Here is a 16199-nt window from a genome sequence, read left to right as displayed (position 1 = left end):
TAGACCTTCCGAGGGGCTCGTGAGGGGAACAAAAGAGCCCGGCCGGAATGATCAGGCCGGGCTGTTAGGGTAGGCAACCGGGAGCGTGTGGCCGTGGTCGGGGGGCGCTTAGCGCCCACCGGCCTTCCTAGCGCTCGCCGCAGCCTTGGAATCGGCGTCAGTGTCGGCCTCGGCCTGGGCTTTCGGCTTCGGGGTATAGGCCCGCATGACGATGCGGCCTTGTAGCGGAACGGCGTCGCAGAGGAGGTTGAAGCCCTTGCGGTCCTTGTTCGCCCAGGCGGCGCCGATACGGGTCCAGCGGGCTTCGGGCCCGTTGCCGTCGACGCGGTAGAGCATGAAGGCGGGGCTGTTGGGGGATTCGGTGGTCATGTCAGTTCTCCTTGTCAAACCGAGCCGCAACTGTTGCGGCCGATGTGGAGAACAGGGCGCGGCCAAGAGGTCGCGGGGTCATGCCGGCTGGAGGCCGCCCGAAGGGGAAGCTGCACAAACGAAGTGCGGAAGCGCCCGCGATTGACGCCCGACCTAGCCAAGCCAGTGAATCCACGAACGAGGCCCGTCACATTCGCGGCTGCTCGACAAGATGAGCGTGACGACCGGAATCGACAGCGTACCGACTAGAGCCGAGCAAACACGGACAGCAGCGAGGGAGTCAGTCTTGTGGGTGAGACGGCCCGCTCCTACCGCCTGATTACCCAACCCCCAATTGATATAGGAGAAGAGAGGGCGCTTGTGTGTGGGCTGCCAACAGCCATTACGGGTAAAGCGGAGCGCCGAGCTCAGTATACCTCACGGCTGCGCTTTGCGTCCAGCTCCTTCCCGAGATCGAATTTATCGCCCCAAGCGGTAAACCAGTGATCGTTGGCGGCCTGAACAGATGCCAGGCCTGCTGCATCCAGCTTGAAAATCAGCCCTATGGCATCCTTGGTTGCAGCGCTGATATAAGGGCAGACGACGAGGTCGAGAAGCATGATCAGTGTCTCGGCGTCATCGGGGCAATGGGCCTTCATGTATTCGAGCTTGGCGATGATATGCGCCTCGATGAAAATTTTCAGCTTCGCATACCGGACCTTGTCTTTGATGTAGGAAAGCAGGATCGTGACGGAGAAGTGATTCATGAACCCCGTGGGGCGAATGTAATTTCCCGTGTTCTCTTCCTCTTTAATCAGGAAATGCCGGAGAAGGACGGAGACTGGCAACCAATATTCCCGGCCAATCTGCGGCAGTGCGATGAGAAGATAGAGACTCTCGACCTCGCGATGAACGCTCATCGTGTTCTTTTCGAGCTGCTGCATCACATTGTCGTGGACATACTTAAAGAGCAGGTGTTTCTGCTCGTAGGGCAGGCCCTGAGCGTGCAGAAAATCCACCGAAGTCGCGATCATCCGGCATAGGCGGATGGTGTGATTGACCTTTGGGCTGGCCGAGTACGCGAAAAAGGCAAACTCCATGATGGCCAGCAATGCGTTGGAGAGACGTTTGCGGTCGCGGTCTGACTTGTCGCTGGCGACATAGGCCTTGAAGAGCTTCTCGATCTTGTTCTCGGTGATTGCGAACGTGTAGTTCAACAGGTCGCCATAGGTGACGCCTGCCTCCTTGATCGCGGCCTTGTACCGGATGATCAGGCGGTTTGCGTTGATTGAGCAGACCAGCTTTTGCTTGGGAGGCTTGGTCGGATCGGCCAGGGGCTCCTCCTCGCAAGCTGGATCGATCTCGGCATTCAGAAGGGCCGAGATGCGTTCCTTGGCGATCGTGATTTCGGTGATGATCGGCTTCTGGTAATGCTTGATCTTGGCCGTGTTGATGCTGAGTTTTTTGCCCTTCAGGATGTCCTGAAGCGTCTCGAAAATCTTAAGCTGGGTGGACTCCTCGTTGTAGAAAACGAAGAAGTCATCGACGTACCGGAAGATTTCGTAATCGACCTTGTGGGTCAGATTGGCCCCTTCTGCCAACTGCCTAATCAGCTCTGAATCGACCGATTGCAAAATGATCTCGGCAAAAATCCGCGAGAACTCGGGGCCGATGACGATGCCGTTGGTCTCTTTGTGATTCAGGTTCTGCATAAGGGCGTCGAAACGTCCGCCGAAGGTGCCCTTTGAGGCATCGAGGCTGAATTTCGTCTGGTCCTTGCCCAGCACGGCCCAAGGAAGCGAGTGGGTATAGATGCTGTCGAAGCACTTGCTCACGTCGATCTGCACCATCGCATCGTACTTTTTCTCGCTGCGGTGGTATTTGTACGATTCAAAGAAGCGGTGGATGTTCCGGTATTTCCGATACACGAAATAGGAGCCGAGCTGCTCGTACTCGCGATCCTCTTCCTCCAGCCCGGCGACGGAATCAAGCCGCTCTTCATGGAGCTTGTCCTTGAAGTAGGCATAGCGCGACACCGAAACCGGGCGGCGGATTGAAAACTCGCTTACGGAAGTGTGATAGATGATCAGCGCGCTGTGGGTGGCATAAAAGCTTGCCACCTCGACCTGATTGCGCGGATGCACGACGCTCAAGGTCCGGCCGTCAAGATTGTGGGCGACACGGAAATTGAAAGGCATGGTCGCCATCTTGCATTTTTTGAGAGGGACCGATCTGCGGGCTTTCTGCTTACCCCACTCGGTCACGACCTCAGGGGTGATATCGGCGGAGGGATCGATGCCGAACAGAAGCCGCATCGTCCGATCCAGGGCATCCGTCTCGCAAATCCAGCGCAACTGACCGTTTTCGATCTCGATGCTGTTGTCGCGCAGGAAACGGTAGTAGCCCCGATTGGAAAAGGTTGGTGGCACCTCAAAGGGCAACATGTCCGTGAGAACTGATCGTTGTTTTCGATGGGTGAGAGAGACGCGCCGCTTAGCCATGTTTCCAGGCCTTCACGATCATCTGCAACTCTCTCGTGCTGAAATTGTGATAGCGGCGCTGCACAAATCCGGTCGAGAACTTCAGCTTCTTCAATTGCTTTTGTAGGCTGCTGCTCTTGAGCGCGTCGACAAGCACCTTCAGCTCTTTGTCGAGCTGATCGAAGCTCGACAGGTCGGTTGCGATTGAATTGTTGTAATAGATGCCGGTGGCGGCCCGCGACTTGCTGTTTGAAAGGCGCGTGTTGCCCGTCAAGAACTTGATGCGCGCAACAAGCTCCCGGTACGCGCGCCTTGGACCAAGCGGACGCCGCTCCCAGTAGGCCTCGAACGCGGCATTCATTCGTGTGCGATATTTATCGACCTTCGCCGCGCTCGGGCCAATCTCGAATTTCGTGCCGGTCAGGCTGAGACGATAGCCCAGATACTCAAAGGCCTTGGGAGCAGGATCGGCCAACGCGAATTCATGCGTTTTTGCCGGGTTGTGCGTGAGGGCGTTATCACCAAATATGGCGATGATCCGGTCCTTGAACGAACCGAGGCTATTGCCTGCTGGCGGTCGGGCAAAAACTGCGACGATATCATCTACAAACCGGCAGTAGAGAACCATGCCGGGAATTGTCCGGATCGCGTTATCGACCGGTCGCAAATACAGCTCGGCCAGATAAGCGCTGATTCCGACACCACGCGGAACACCCTTCGCCGCGCCGGATTTCACGCCGTAGGAGTCCAGCACCTGCTTGATGTATTTCTTCGATGCGGGGCTCAACAGCTGATCGCGATCTAGCTTCTCGATCAGGCGCTTGCGGTCAATGCTCTCATAGAACGACGAGATATCGGTACGGACCAGCTCGAAAGGAAAGCTGCTGTTAAGCATGTCCCGAAGCTGGCATACTAGGTCCTGCCGGTTTGCCTGTTTCACACCGTAAATGCGGTGGATGTTTCGTTGGAGCTGCTTGATCACGAAGAAGGTCTCGGGCTCCGCGTCGATGCAGTAGACCGGCTTTCCCTGTGGCCCGGTCTTCTGTGACAGCTCGATCTTGAAGCCCGGCATGAGGACCTTCTGGCTGATGTCATCCATGAGGACATCGACGGCCGCTGACTTGTCGGCCTTCAAGGCGGCGAGTTCGGTTTTCAGTGTGACCAGCATCGCCTCGAAGACATCGGCTGCCATCGTTGCTTCGAGCGCGCGATGATCGCGAATGTCCTGCACCTTGTCACGAACCGCGAGGGTCAGCGGTTCAAGCGTCGGAAAATAGCGGCTCGCCAAGTCGAGCCCCTTACGGTTCTCGGCGTCATAGATGCGGCGGAAATTTTCCGCAGTGAACATTTGGTCGAGCACGACAGTTTACCCCCCGACCTCAATCATGCGCGTCGAACCAGACGCGCCAGTTTCGGATCGTAGGAGAACTCGGTGATCGTGCCGTCCCTGATCTTCTCGACAGCATCGTCAACCACGAAGCGCGGCACGAGAAACCATTCGCGCGGGATGACGGGGAGGCCGAAACGGTCCTTGATCTCGATGTCGAGCCGCGCCGGATCGAAGATACGGTGGATCAGGTTTTCGAGCTTCACGCGGTTGATGTTGTAGAGCGTGTAGGTGGCGACGATTTCCACGTCGGCCATCAGGAAGGTCGGGTCCAGCTTGCAGTTGGCCAGGCGTCTGGCCACGTCGCCGCCGGTCACGCCGATCTTGTGCAACACGTCCCGGTTGGCCGCGACCAGCGGGTGGTCGGACTTGCTGCGCAGGACGTAGATCGTGCCGCTGGCGAGGTCATCTTCCCCGGATTGCCCAGAGAAGGGCGAACGCTCTTCCCGGACAAACAGCGGCCCAGCCTCCGGTTCGGTTATCCGCCGCCCGGCGTCGTCTTTATATAGCGCCCTCTGGAGCGAGCGGCGAAGCAAGTTGCTCTCGGTGCCATTGGAATAGATGACGCGCAGTCGGGCGTCTGTTTCTCCGTTGGGCGCGGTAATTGTCTCGCCAACCTCGGCGACATAGGCAACCTGCCCGCCAAGGATGAAAAACTGACCCTGGGTGATATCGGCTTTGAGGAAACCCGCGTCCTTCACGATGGGACGGGTCTCGCGAAGTCTGGAATCCAAATCGTGTTGCACCTGCTCGAACAGCGGCTTGAACCTCTCGAAGTCCTCGCATTTCTCGCGATTGGCGATTTCCTCGGCAGCGCGCTTTTCATCTGCCGTGCGGACATGGCGGAGGTCGGAAATGTCGGACGGGCCAAGCGCGCCCTCCAGCTCGGCCAGCAGCGCGTCGGTGTCTATGTCCTCGACCGGGGCAGCGGCCTCGGCTTCGCCACCGGCGAGCAGGCTCTGATGGTCCAGCGGCTCCAACAGCGCGCGGCAATCCTCCAGCGCGCGCAGTCGGTCGAGGCGCGTGGCATAGAGGCGCTCGAAGATGTCGCGGCCTTCGCCATGACGCGGCGCGTGGCCATGCTGCTCGACAAATCGCTGGATCTCTTCAAATCCGGCGATGATGCGCTCCTCGCGCGGGCCGCGCCCGACCTTCGTCTCGGGCGGAGCGAAGTCGGCGAGGGCGTGGGCGAGGGCATCGAGATCGAGGTCATCCGTCATAGCGGCCCTCTTTCTTGTATCGCATGAAGGCGGCGGCGCCTTCGGCCAACCGGCGTTCCCACGCGTCGGACGACGTGATGGACGGTGGCCGCTCCCGTTCCTTGATGAAGCGCGCCGCGCGCACCGCAAGGTCTTTGGCCTCTTCGGGCGACATTGTGGTGCGCTTGGCGGAAATTGCGGCGGCGACCTGTTTCAGGCTGTCCTCGCTCATGGTTTTGGCGAGGATCGCATAGGCTTCCTGGAACGGATTGATGCGGTCGATCAGGTCGATGTCCAGCTCGCGCACGTCCATCGCGAACTTGCGCACGCCGTCGATCAGCGCGGTGTTGACGCTCGGTTCGGAATCATCGCCACCGTTCGCCTTCTTGTCGTCGCCAAGCGCGATGCGCGCGGCCTGCTGGGTGAGATTGAGGGCGGCGATGGCGTGCTGGCGCACGGCCTCCTGATCCTCCTCGTCCAGCTCGGGGTATTTGTCCTTGATGATCTTGCCCAGGCGAAGCTGGGTCAGCTCCTCGGGCACCAGCTCCTCGTCGAACAGCCCGCGCTCGATCGCAGCCTTGTCCTGAACGAAGGTGGCAATCACCTCGTTCAAATCCTCCTTGCAGATGCGCGCGGCCTGCTCGCTCTTGGGTTCGACAAGGCCCCTGATCTCGATCTGGAACTGGCCGGTCTGCCCGTTGAAGCCGACATTGCATTTGTCGGGCTGGTATCCTTCGTCGCCGTAATCGAAGCCGGGCGCAGGGCCGCTCTGCGGATTCTTGGGCGTGAAGTTGAAGCGCGGCGCCAGCACCTGCTCCATGAGCAGGCTCGCGGCGATAGCCTTGAGGGTGTCGTTGACCGCTTCGGTTACGGCGGACTCGGAAGCATCGGGCTCGGCGATCAGGTTGGTGAAACGCGCGCGAGTCTTGCCCGGTGCATCGCGGGTCGCGCGGCCGATGATCTGCACGATCTCGGTCAGACTGGCGCGATAGCCGACGGTCAGCGCGTGTTCGCACCAAATCCAGTCGAAGCCTTCCTTGGCCATGCCAAGGGCGATGATGATGTCGACATGATCACGGTTGTTCTTCTGAGCCGGGTCCTTGAGCGCGGCGGAAACGCGGTCGCGCTTGGTTGGGTCGTCGTCGACCAGGTCGGCAATGCGCAGCGTCCGGCCATCTTCGGTTTTCACAAGCTGGAATCCGGTAGCCGGGTCGGCCCCCTGCCAATCACCCAGCTCCTCGATGATGTGCTCCACCTCCCTGATTTTGTCCTTTGTGCTCTCGCGCGAATTGACGTTGGGAATGTGGATGATGGTCTTCTCGGCCGGGTCTAGCACCGCGAGAATATCGTCGGTGTAGGAGCCGGAATAGAAGAAATAACCGATGTCGAGCTGCTTTAGATACTCGTAGCCGTTGAGCTGCTCATAGTAGGTATAGGTGACGGTATCGAACTTCGCCTCGTCGCCGGGGGCGAGCACGGCTTCGGCGTCGCCCCGGAAATAGCTGCCGGTCATGGCGACGATATGCACCCTGTCGCGGGCGATAAGCTCGCCCAACTGCCGACCCAACTTGTTGTCCTCGCCTACGGAAACATGGTGGAACTCGTCCACCGCGATCAGTCGGCCATCGAAGGCTTCGATGCCGAACCGCTCCACCGCGAACCGGAACGTGGCGTGGGTGCAGACCAGCACCTTGTCATCGCTGGCAAGGAAGCTGCCGACGCTGTTGACCTTGCCCCCGTCCTCGCCCGGCGCGTTGCAGAGGTTCCATTTCGGGGCCACGGTCCAGTCGGCCCAAAAGCCGAACCGGGTCAGCGGCTCGTCGGCGAAGCTGGAGCCGATGCTCTTTTCCGGCACGACGATGATGGCCTGCTTCAAGCCTTGGTTGGCCAGCTTGTCGAGCGCAATGAACATGAGCGCGCGGCTCTTGCCCGAGGCTGGCGGCGACTTGATAAGCAGATATTGCTCGCCGCGCTTCTCGTAAGCGCGCTCCTGCATCGGCCGCATGCCGAGGGCATTGGACTTCGCGGAATTGCCGTTGCGGGCGTAGGATACCGAAACGGATGGAACATTCTTCTTGTGGATGGTCACGCGCTCGCCCCCGCCTTCCGCTTCTTGGTCGTCCCCGATCCAGCGGTCATCTTGGTGTATAGTTCGAACAGCTTTTCCAGCCGCTCGGTGTCGTTCTTGAATCGCCGCCCGATATATATGCGCTCCAGCACCTCGTCGTTGCGCTCATGGGCTTCGCGCAGATCGGCGGGCATCGCCTCGGGATCGTAGAGGTCGGCAATGGTGGCGGGGAAATGCGCCTCGCGCGCGAGCAAAATGTCCTCTGCGCAGCGGGTCAGGTCATCCCTGTTCTTATCGGTCAGCGTGGGCACCGGAAAGGTGTTCCAGCCCAGCGTGTTCGAATAGCGGTATCGGGTTTCCAGCTTGCCACAGACGGTCGCGATCCAGACAAGATGCAGACGCGATGCAATTAGGGCGAGGTTAAATAGTGGTGCATCATAAAGCGCAAATAGTAGGTCGCTAGCGATCGCGTCACCGCCGAGCAAATCAATAGGAATGTATGGTCTTTTCTCCGATGATACCTTCGCTACGACAAGAGAGTGTTGGACGGCGGTTCCAGCGATCTGCACGAATCGATGGGGGTGAGCCGCAAAGTCGCGCGTAGAGCCAGCTCCGCTTGATAGCCTGAACTGTTCGACTTTGCTCATGACGGCTTTCAGATGCGGATGTTCTCTTGCAGCGGCAAGCTCAGCATCCTCAATCCAGAAACACCACCGGCGCTTCCCTTGGATCATCTCCTCAGAACCAAAATATGGTCGGATAAACCGATCGAGGTCGGGGAAATCGCTGAGCGTCCTAACCCGCTCGTCGCCACTCAGAATAAAGCTCCCGCCGTCACGCGGCATATTACCGAACAACATCGGTGAGGTCCCCGCGATCGGACTCCGCGCTTGTTCGACTACCGTGTTGGGGCCAGCAATTAGGTAGGCATTGATGAAGCCAACTCCCCGCTCGATTAACTCTCCCTCATCAGATATTGAAAACAAACGTCGGACGTTAATGGGGCGTCTTGAGATTCCCACGATGGCAACGGTGACGCCGGCGTTGTTACTCGCCAGGTTTGCCCATCGAAATGATGTGTGCGCAAAGAAAATTTCATGATCAGTCTCGAAAATGAGTGGCCATAGAATTGGCACTTGCTGACCTTGGCAGATAGAGTTCGTGGACACGAAGGCTGCCGCAGAGTCGGTCCGCGTGCCATAGTCTGCCGCTTTCATGAACCATCCAGCCACATAATCGAGCGACTTCCAACTTTTTGTTCTGTGTTCGAAGATGCCCTGCAGCTCGGATTTTTGCTCACTATTTTGCCACTTAGCGCCCAGGTACGGCGGGTTTCCGCAAATATACGTTTCGCCGCCTTCGTTCTCGAAGTCGATTTGCGCCTGATCGAGCGGCGTGGCGAACAGATCGTCCCCGACCAGTTTCACGCCGGTCCCCGTGGGCGGGCAAATGCTGAGCCAGTCGAGCCGAAGCGCGTTGCCGCAGGTAATCCAGTTTTCGGCGTTGAGCGGCAGGAACTCGTTCAAGGCGAGCTGTTGGCCGCGATAGAGAACGTCGCACTGGAACTCGGCGATGATAAGCGCGAGCCGCGCCACCTCGGCGGGGAAGTCCCGCAGCTCGATGCCGCGAAAATTGGTGAGCGGAATATCGGACTTGCGGCTTGCCTCGCCGCGCCGCCGGTTAATCTCGGCTTCGATCTCCCGCATCTGCTTGTAGGCGATGACGAGGAAATTGCCGCTGCCGCAGGCCGGGTCGAACACGCGAATTTTCGCCATGCGGTTGCGCAGGTTCAGCAGCTTGCGCGGATTGTCGCCCGCTTCCGCCAGCTTTTCCCGCAGGTCGTCGAGAAAGAGCGGATTGAGCACTTTCAGGATGTTGGGAACGCTGGTGTAGTGCATCCCCAGCGCGCCGCGCTCCTCGTCATCGGCGACGGCCTGAATCATCGACCCGAAAATGTCCGGGTTGATCCTGGTCCAGTCGAGGCTGCCGATGTGGAGCAGATAGGACCGGGCGATGCGGCTGAAGCGTGGGACCTCGATGCTGCCGGAGAAGAGTTCTCCGTTCACATAGGGGAACGGGTCGGCCCAGCGGGCAATCCCGGCCTCCTTCCGGTCGGCGATCTTGGTGTTCATCGCCCGGAACAACTCGCTGATCACCTCATGGGTGTTCGACGAGTCCCGCTCGCTCATCTTCTCCACCGTGTCGGTGAAGCGGTAGCTACGATGGAAGATGTCGGTGTCTTCGGCGAAGAAGCAGAAGATCAGCCGGGCCATGAAGTGGTTCATGTCGGGGCGGCGCTCGGCGGTGCCCCAATCGGGGTTGTCCTTCAGCAGCTCGACATAGAGCCGGTTGAGGCGGCTCGTGGCCCGAATGTCGAAGCTGCTCTCGCGGACCTGCTTGACGGTGGTGATCCCGGCCAGCGGGAGAAAGAAGCCGAAGTGGTTCGGGAAATCGGCGTAGTCGCAAGCGAGCGTCTCGCCCGATTCAAGATCCTCGGCCTCGAAGCTGTCGCCATCGCTGGCGAGCACGAACTTGGCCTTGGCCCTTGCGGTCGCCGGGCTGGCTTTGAGGGCGGCGAGGGTCTGGGTGACCGCGCCCGGTGCGGCTGTGGCAAGGTGGATGTTGTTGGTTTGCAGGACGCCGCCGATATCGGACTTGTTTGACGCGCCCGCGCGCAGGCGCTTGATCGTGGTGTCCTTGTTCCCGAAGGCAGTCAGGAACTGGAACGGAAACTCGTCGGCGTCGAATGGCTGCTCGGCCAGTGCGGAAACCGCTTCCTCAATCTCGACAGCATTCATTCGATCGCGCTTCCAAATCTCATACGCCCAATGGATGCGGGGCATCGCACTGGTTCGGGAAAGTCCAGCGGTCGATTCCCCCCGCAGACAGGAACATAGCCATAGCTGAATTATGGCCGCGCGGTCATCATGCCACAGCGGAAGATAACTTTCCTTAATGTGGTGGGGAGCAGGCCGCCGGTCATGCCGTCAGCCGATCCCGGCATCCATCGCCTTCGACTTGGCGGGTTCCGGCACAGTCGCAGACATGGCGGTCTGCTTTTCGCCCGCACGCTCGTAAATCGCGCGGACAAGCCGGTCCTTGTCGTCGGTCACGACAATCGCCTCGGCCCTGGCGCGCGAGAGCGCGACATACAGCATCTTCTGGTCGACCAGATTGGTCGAGCGGCTGTCGGCGTGGATCAGCACTCGCTCGGCGGTCTGGCCCTGCGCGGCGTGGGCGGTCTGCACATAGACATGGCGAAGATGTGCGTCGCGAGGATCGGAGAGGTCGAGCCGCTGCTCGCGCCCGTTCGCCAGCTTCACCGTCGCCCGGTTCGCGGCCGTATCGATGCTGGTGACGGTTGCGCCAAGGCCGTTGATCCGGTCCGCATCGCGGTCGTTGCGGGTGAATTGCACGCGGTCGCCGGTCCGGAGTTCCATCGGCCTGACCTCGAACACCTCCACCTTACCCGCACCCCATTGCCGGGGATGCCAATCGATCGCGCGGCCCTTGCTATCTTGCAGCGCAACGCGGCCCCGCTCGGGATCGACGGTGCTGACGGTGAAGGTTTCGCCCCGGAGCACGGCTTTCGCGGTATAATCCCGGTTGAACCGCACAACATCGCCAATGGCATAGCTCGCCGCCTCGCGCGCCTCGGCGCCCGTCAGACCTTTGGCCTCCAGCGCCGCAAACCGGAGCGCGTCCGCCGAAAGCTCCCCGCGTGCCGCGAGCTGCTCACGGATCAGGCCGGTCAGCTTGTCGCGTCCGTCGCGCGAGGGCTCGATGACCAGTGTGTGGGCGCGCTGGGCGGGTGACAAGGCGATGTAGCGCCGTGCTATGGCCGCAAGCCGTTCCTCCGGCGTGGGGGCCTCGATCACCTTGCCGCCGCCGCGCTCCAGCGCAGCAAGCGCCTTGCCCGCGTGGCCTTCGATCGATGCCATGACGGCTTCGCGGGTCTCGGCGTTGGTCTGGCGGACCACCTCGGCCAGCTTGGCGGTGGCCATGCCCGCTTCCTGCAACTGCGCGAAGGCAGCGCCTGCGCCAACCGAGCCCAACTGCTTCACATCGCCCACCAGGACGAGCCGCGCACCGGCCGTGTCGGCGCTGGCCATCAATTTGGCCATGTCGTAGGCGGAGAGCAGCGAGGCCTCATCGACGATCCAGACGGCATCCATGCCGGAGCGGCGAGACTCCGGCGTCAGCAGATGCCGGGCAACGGTGTCGCCGCGCAAGCCAAGGGCTTCGCCCAGCACGGTGGCCGCCGATGCGGTCGGCGCAAGCGCGGTGACCGCAAGGCCGCGCCGCTGCGCCTCGCGCGCATAGGTGACAAGCACAGTGGTCGTCTTGGCGGTCCCGGCATAACCCTGGACGGCGGCGACGCGATCCCGCGAGGTCAGCAGCTCGGCAGTCGCTCGCTTCTGGTCCCCGGTCCAGGCATAGCCGGTTCGCGCCGATTGCCGTGCGGCGCGCTCGACCGTTCGGGCTGCCGTGATGGGGCTGGCCAGCGGCTCGGCTACGCCGCGCCCGGCAGTCTCGAGCCGCAGCATCGTGCGCTCGGTCTCGATGGCCTGCGAGGTAGTGAAGCCGGAAAATTCCGCGCCGCGCCGGTCAAGGAACGTGCGGACCACAAGCTCGCCGCGCGTCTCGGCCTCCGCAATAGCCGCACCGATGTGGTCATGCCCGATCCGGCCAAGGGCAAAGTCGCCCGCCGTGCGCGCAAGCGTGCTCGCGGCAAAGACCGCCTCGCGCTCGGCCAGCTTCGCGGCGGCAAAGGCCACCGCCTGCCGCGCCACCAATTCCGGGCTGGCGGCGGTGTCGAGGTCCCGAGCGCGCGCCTGCGCCTCGGCGACGAGTCTTTCGCGTCCCGCCTGGTCGAACCCCATCGCGTCGGCAGTCGCGCGCCAGTCGGCGCGCAGCGCGCGATGATCGGCATGGGTCTTGGCCGCGCGGGTATCGAGCGCGGCGATCTGCTTTTCGGCGGCGCTCGCCTGCTCCCGGTTTGTGCCGCGCTCGGCAAGCCGGGCGTCGATCGCCGCCGTGCGCTGGCTCAGCGCGTCGATGACCTTGTCGGGCACGCCGGCAATCTCGAACATCGCATCCTTGCCCGACTCGATTCGGTAACCGAGCCTGGCAACGCCGTGCGCCAGCTCCTGCCGGTAAATCGCGCCGATCTCCTTCTGGAGCTGGTAGAAGGCGCGCGGTTCCAGACTGCGCCAAGCACCCTCCTTGTCCTGGGTGGCGTTGATGACAACGGCGTGGGTGTGAAGCTGCGGGTCCTGCGCGCGGCTCGTCGCATGACGGAAGGTGGCGATGGCCAGATTGCCGGTTGTTTCGCGCCGGACCTCGCCACCTTCTCTGATGCGGGTTGCGGCCATGTGCTTCTCGACATGGGCCAGCGCGACTTTGACCGCCGCGCCGTGGGCGGCGATCAGCCGCTTGTCGCCCGCGACCTCGGCCATGATCGAAACCGACTTGGGCGCGGACAGGGTAATATCCCATCCGGGCCGGTGCTCGATCTTGCCATCGCGGATAGTGCCGAGTTGCTGGCCGGCGACTTGACCCTCCAGCAGCGCGGCGAACTGCTCGCGGTCCACCTCGCCCGACAGGCCCAGCGCCTGCGCGGCCTCGCCGAACCATTCGGACGGGGCAAGGCCACCTTCGGCATAATAGTCGTCGGCCTCGTAGTAGCTCGCCGCCTGGCCGGCGCTAGACAGTGCCGAAATCGAGGCGACCATCAGACCGGTCCCGGTTTGGCATCGGGCGCAGCGCTCCTGGCGATCTCGCTCACCCGGCTCCACAATGTCCCCGCCGGATCGCCGGCGACGAAGGCGGGCTGACGGGCGGGGCCGCGCGCCGCAATGTGATCGGCGGTCAGCGCGATGCGCGCCACGGGCAGGCCATCGGGCAGCAGCAGAAAGCCTTGGTGCGGGACAAGCCGCAGCTCGCTTTCGAGCACGGCGGCTCGGAAGGCGCGCTGGGTGGCGATGGTCGTGCGCGGCGCGTCCTTGCCCATGGCGAGCGTGTCGGTCGCGACACGCATCTCGACCTCGCAATCGCCGATGGTCTGGCTCGCCCACTGGCGCGTTTCGCGGTCGACGGTCTGGAGGAACAGCTTGGTATTGCAGCAGGCGAGCATGGCCTCAGCGATGTTCGCACCGTAGCGATTGCGCATCTGCCCCAGCGCCTGAAAGGTCAGCACGATGGCCGCGCCAAACTTGCGGCCTTCGGGCAGCAGGCGGGCAAGGTTCTCGACGCGGGGCAGGTCGGCCAGCTCGTCGAGCACGAACCAGATGCGCCGCTCGGGCGACGGCGAGAGGCCGAGCACCGCGCTCGCCGCGCATTCGAGCCAGCAGGCCATAAGCGGCTTCGCGGCCTCGAAATAATCCTCCTTGCGCGGCACGAAAATCCACGGTTTCGCGCCCGGCCGCGCGTCCAGGCCGGCAATGAACTCGCGGAAGGCGAAGCGCGCCGCGCCGTCGTCCTCGACCCGCAGGAACTGGATCAGGTTGGCGGCCTTGGCGAGCATGAACAGGACGCTGCCGGTGGCGCGGTCGGCGTCGTCGGCGAAGGTCCGCGCCGACGAGGTATGGCCGAGCCAGTGCTTCAATTGCTCCTTGCTCTTGACCTGCAAGGCTTCAAGCAGGGCTTCGAGATTGCAGTTGCCCTCGGCCCAGAGCGAACGGAGCATGTTGGCGACAAGGATGCGGCTCGTCTCCAGCCAGACATCGTCGTCCTGGCTGCCGGTTTCGGAGACGAGCTGCCGGGCGATGCGGTCGGCATCGGCGGGGTGGGCGATCTCGTCGAACGGCGACCAGAATGCGCAGCGGGCGTCGAACGGATTGAGGATCACGTCGCCGCGCGCGGGGTCGTAATAATGGGCGATGAATTCGCCGCTGGTGTCATAGACCAGCGCCGCTTCGCCGCGCGCTTCGATACGGTCGAGCATCTGCCGCAAGGCGGTGGTCTTGCCGCTGCCGGTGGTGCCGAGGAAGGCGAAATGCCGGGTCTCGATTCCGCGCGGGATCGGCACCGGGCCGATGGCCAGCGAGCGGGCTCCGGCGCGGTCCGTAATGTGCACGGCGAGCACGTCCTGGCCGACAAGCCGGGTGCCGCCGAGCACCCGGTCGGCGAGCGTATCCTGTCCCTGTGTCTTCATGGTGCGCTGGATCAGCCAGACGGTCAGCACCCCCAAAACGAGGCCCATCAAGGCCCCGATCAGCAGCGCCGTTGTCGCGGCATCGAAAGGCCCGGCAAACAGCGGATGGCTGGCGACAACACGCGCCGGAACGGTCAGCCTCTCGCCGTCCACCGCGACATTCATCTTGATGTCCTGTCCGGCCATGTCGGCGAAGACCTGGAGCAGCTTGGCGCCAAGACATTGGGCCGCAGCGGTCCACGCACAGGCCGGCAAAGTGAACTGCGCCCAGATGATCGAACCTGCCCCGGTGCAGGCCAGAATGAGCTTGGAGAAGAAGCCGAACCGCTGCTGAAAATGCGCCATGCGCATGCGCCACAGCGAATGCGACCGGGATGCGAAATCGTGGGGCTGGGTCATGGTTCGACCTCCAGGGCAAGCGAGCGCTGGCGCTCGAAGGCGGCGCGCGCTTCGGCGGCGATCACCTCGTCGGGTTTGCGGGTGCCGAGCGCGGAATGGCGGGCGTAGGCGTAGGCTGCGCAGGCGGTGAACAGCGTGCGGTCGAGCACGCGTTCGACCTCCGCCAGACGCTCAGAAATCACCCCGACCTCGGCGGCGATTTCGCGCGTGTCGGCCTCTTTGTCGGCTCCATGCAGGATGGCGGCAAAGCCCGCATCGACGATGCGGGCGAGCATCGCATATTCGCTTAATCCGCGCTTGGCGGCGAACCCTGCCAGGACGCGGTGCTGCGACGGATTGAGCCGCACGGTCTGGGCGCGGGCGGTCACGACGTCGCTCCTACCGAGATGCGATCCGCCATCGCGAGAAATGGCGCAATTGCGCCAGTCCCGAGGTTTCGCGGATAGCGAGATGCTATCAGCATCGCGGCAAACCCGCAGAAATGCTCGCCGCACGCGTGCGTGGGGTGTGTATTCTTATCGTTGGCCCGATGCGCAGCATCGTGGCCTTCTTGAAACCTGTTGTCGGAGAGAATGTCAGTCATCGTCTGGCTCGCTTTCCTGCTGGATCGAGCCCGCGGCAGCGGCCATCTGGCGAAGTGCGAGGCGGTCATCGACGCGCCGGTTGCGCTCGGCGCGGAGGGGACGCACCTGATCGAGCAGGCCCCGCTCGATGATCCATCGGTAGGCGGCGGCGTCGATAGCTTCGCGAAGCTTTGCATGGAGCGTGGCTGCATCGGCCGGGCCGAGGCTGAGCCACCCGCGGTCAGCGACAAAGATCTGAGCGCCGAGCGGGAACACCTGTCCGCCGCATTCGTATTGCGGGCCTTCAAGGTGGAACCAGACCTCCTCGCCTTTCAGGATGGCGATGCGGGGCCGTTCGCCGAAGAAGAACGGCCGCACAGCCGTTCGCAACGCGGAACTGTCGTCGTCATCAGCAAGGAGCCGCTCGATCAGCGGGATGAGATTGACCACCAGAGACTTGGGAACCTGAACGGTATGGGGCACCGAACGATGAGAGGGTCGGGGCCGGTGGAAAAACGACATGGCTGTTCTCCAGCCGGACCGGCAGGGCCCGGCGTGTGATCGCGGAAAAGGGAGGCGAGTTGGCTGGGGCGCGGTGC

Annotated in this window: 11 protein-coding genes; all 11 read right to left on the bottom strand. The window is 62.3% G+C overall.

Features of this window, described 5'->3' with window-relative positions; genetic code table 11:
• Nucleotides 1-108: 108 nt before the first annotated feature.
• Nucleotides 109-369 (bottom strand): hypothetical protein, encoded by a 261-nt coding sequence (locus ATE67_RS16850; RefSeq protein ID WP_058817824.1) that lies wholly within the window; start codon nucleotides 367-369, stop codon nucleotides 109-111.
• A gap of 407 nt (nucleotides 370-776) precedes the next feature.
• Complete coding sequence (gene drt3b, locus ATE67_RS16845; RefSeq protein WP_058817823.1) at nucleotides 777-2849, bottom strand: antiviral reverse transcriptase Drt3b; 2073 nt, start codon at nucleotides 2847-2849, stop codon at nucleotides 777-779.
• Entirely contained in the window at nucleotides 2842-4176 is a 1335-nt protein-coding gene (gene drt3a / locus ATE67_RS16840) for an antiviral reverse transcriptase Drt3a (RefSeq protein ID WP_156417087.1), read from the bottom strand. The genes drt3b and drt3a overlap by 8 nt, the downstream gene beginning before the upstream one ends.
• Nucleotides 4177-4211: 35 nt before the next feature.
• Nucleotides 4212-5435, bottom strand: a complete 1224-nt coding sequence (locus ATE67_RS16835; protein WP_058817821.1) for a GIY-YIG nuclease family protein — start codon at nucleotides 5433-5435, stop codon at nucleotides 4212-4214.
• Nucleotides 5425-7503 (bottom strand): DEAD/DEAH box helicase, encoded by a 2079-nt coding sequence (locus ATE67_RS16830; RefSeq protein ID WP_058817820.1) that lies wholly within the window; start codon nucleotides 7501-7503, stop codon nucleotides 5425-5427. The genes ATE67_RS16835 and ATE67_RS16830 overlap by 11 nt, the downstream gene beginning before the upstream one ends.
• Nucleotides 7500-10280, bottom strand: coding sequence for a class I SAM-dependent DNA methyltransferase (locus ATE67_RS16825; RefSeq protein WP_058817819.1), 2781 nt, complete (start codon nucleotides 10278-10280; stop codon nucleotides 7500-7502). Before ATE67_RS16825 ends, ATE67_RS16830 begins: the two co-directional genes overlap by 4 nt.
• Before the next feature lie 189 nt (nucleotides 10281-10469).
• On the bottom strand, nucleotides 10470-13217 hold the full coding sequence (gene mobF, locus ATE67_RS16820) for a MobF family relaxase (protein WP_058817818.1): 2748 nt from the start codon (nucleotides 13215-13217) through the stop codon (nucleotides 10470-10472).
• On the bottom strand, nucleotides 13217-15037 hold the full coding sequence (locus ATE67_RS16815) for a type IV secretion system DNA-binding domain-containing protein (protein ID WP_058817817.1): 1821 nt from the start codon (nucleotides 15035-15037) through the stop codon (nucleotides 13217-13219). The genes mobF and ATE67_RS16815 overlap by 1 nt, the downstream gene beginning before the upstream one ends.
• Nucleotides 15034-15405, bottom strand: a complete 372-nt coding sequence (locus ATE67_RS16810; RefSeq protein ID WP_058817816.1) for a hypothetical protein — start codon at nucleotides 15403-15405, stop codon at nucleotides 15034-15036. Before ATE67_RS16810 ends, ATE67_RS16815 begins: the two co-directional genes overlap by 4 nt.
• Nucleotides 15402-15620 (bottom strand): hypothetical protein, encoded by a 219-nt coding sequence (locus tag ATE67_RS21480; protein ID WP_156417086.1) that lies wholly within the window; start codon nucleotides 15618-15620, stop codon nucleotides 15402-15404. Before ATE67_RS21480 ends, ATE67_RS16810 begins: the two co-directional genes overlap by 4 nt.
• Nucleotides 15613-16122 carry a hypothetical protein gene (locus ATE67_RS16805; protein ID WP_156417085.1) on the bottom strand — a complete coding sequence of 170 codons (510 nt, stop codon included), beginning with the start codon at nucleotides 16120-16122 and terminating at the stop codon, nucleotides 15613-15615. Before ATE67_RS16805 ends, ATE67_RS21480 begins: the two co-directional genes overlap by 8 nt.
• Between the last annotated feature and the right edge of the window lie 77 nt (nucleotides 16123-16199).

This window comes from Sphingopyxis sp. H050, assembly GCF_001468265.1.
Classification (GTDB): Bacteria; Pseudomonadota; Alphaproteobacteria; order Sphingomonadales; family Sphingomonadaceae; genus Sphingopyxis.
The sequence above is the reverse complement of the archived record's forward strand: the minus strand, read 5'-3'. Positions and strand labels throughout refer to the sequence as shown.

Excerpts from the sequence above, each read along its gene's own strand:
- ATE67_RS16850 (WP_058817824.1), bottom strand. The coding sequence starts at position 369 with ATGACCACCGAATCCCCCAACAGCCCCGCCTTCATGCTCTACCGCGTC.
- drt3b (WP_058817823.1), bottom strand. The coding sequence starts at position 2,849 with ATGGCTAAGCGGCGCGTCTCTCTCACCCATCGAAAACAACGATCAGTT.
- drt3a (WP_156417087.1), bottom strand. The coding sequence starts at position 4,176 with ATGTTCACTGCGGAAAATTTCCGCCGCATCTATGACGCCGAGAACCGT.
- ATE67_RS16835 (WP_058817821.1), bottom strand. The coding sequence starts at position 5,435 with ATGACGGATGACCTCGATCTCGATGCCCTCGCCCACGCCCTCGCCGAC.
- ATE67_RS16825 (WP_058817819.1), bottom strand. The coding sequence starts at position 10,280 with ATGAATGCTGTCGAGATTGAGGAAGCGGTTTCCGCACTGGCCGAGCAG.
- mobF (WP_058817818.1), bottom strand. The coding sequence starts at position 13,217 with ATGGTCGCCTCGATTTCGGCACTGTCTAGCGCCGGCCAGGCGGCGAGC.
- ATE67_RS16815 (WP_058817817.1), bottom strand. The coding sequence starts at position 15,037 with ATGACCCAGCCCCACGATTTCGCATCCCGGTCGCATTCGCTGTGGCGC.
- ATE67_RS21480 (WP_156417086.1), bottom strand. The coding sequence starts at position 15,620 with ATGACTGACATTCTCTCCGACAACAGGTTTCAAGAAGGCCACGATGCT.
- ATE67_RS16805 (WP_156417085.1), bottom strand. The coding sequence starts at position 16,122 with ATGTCGTTTTTCCACCGGCCCCGACCCTCTCATCGTTCGGTGCCCCAT.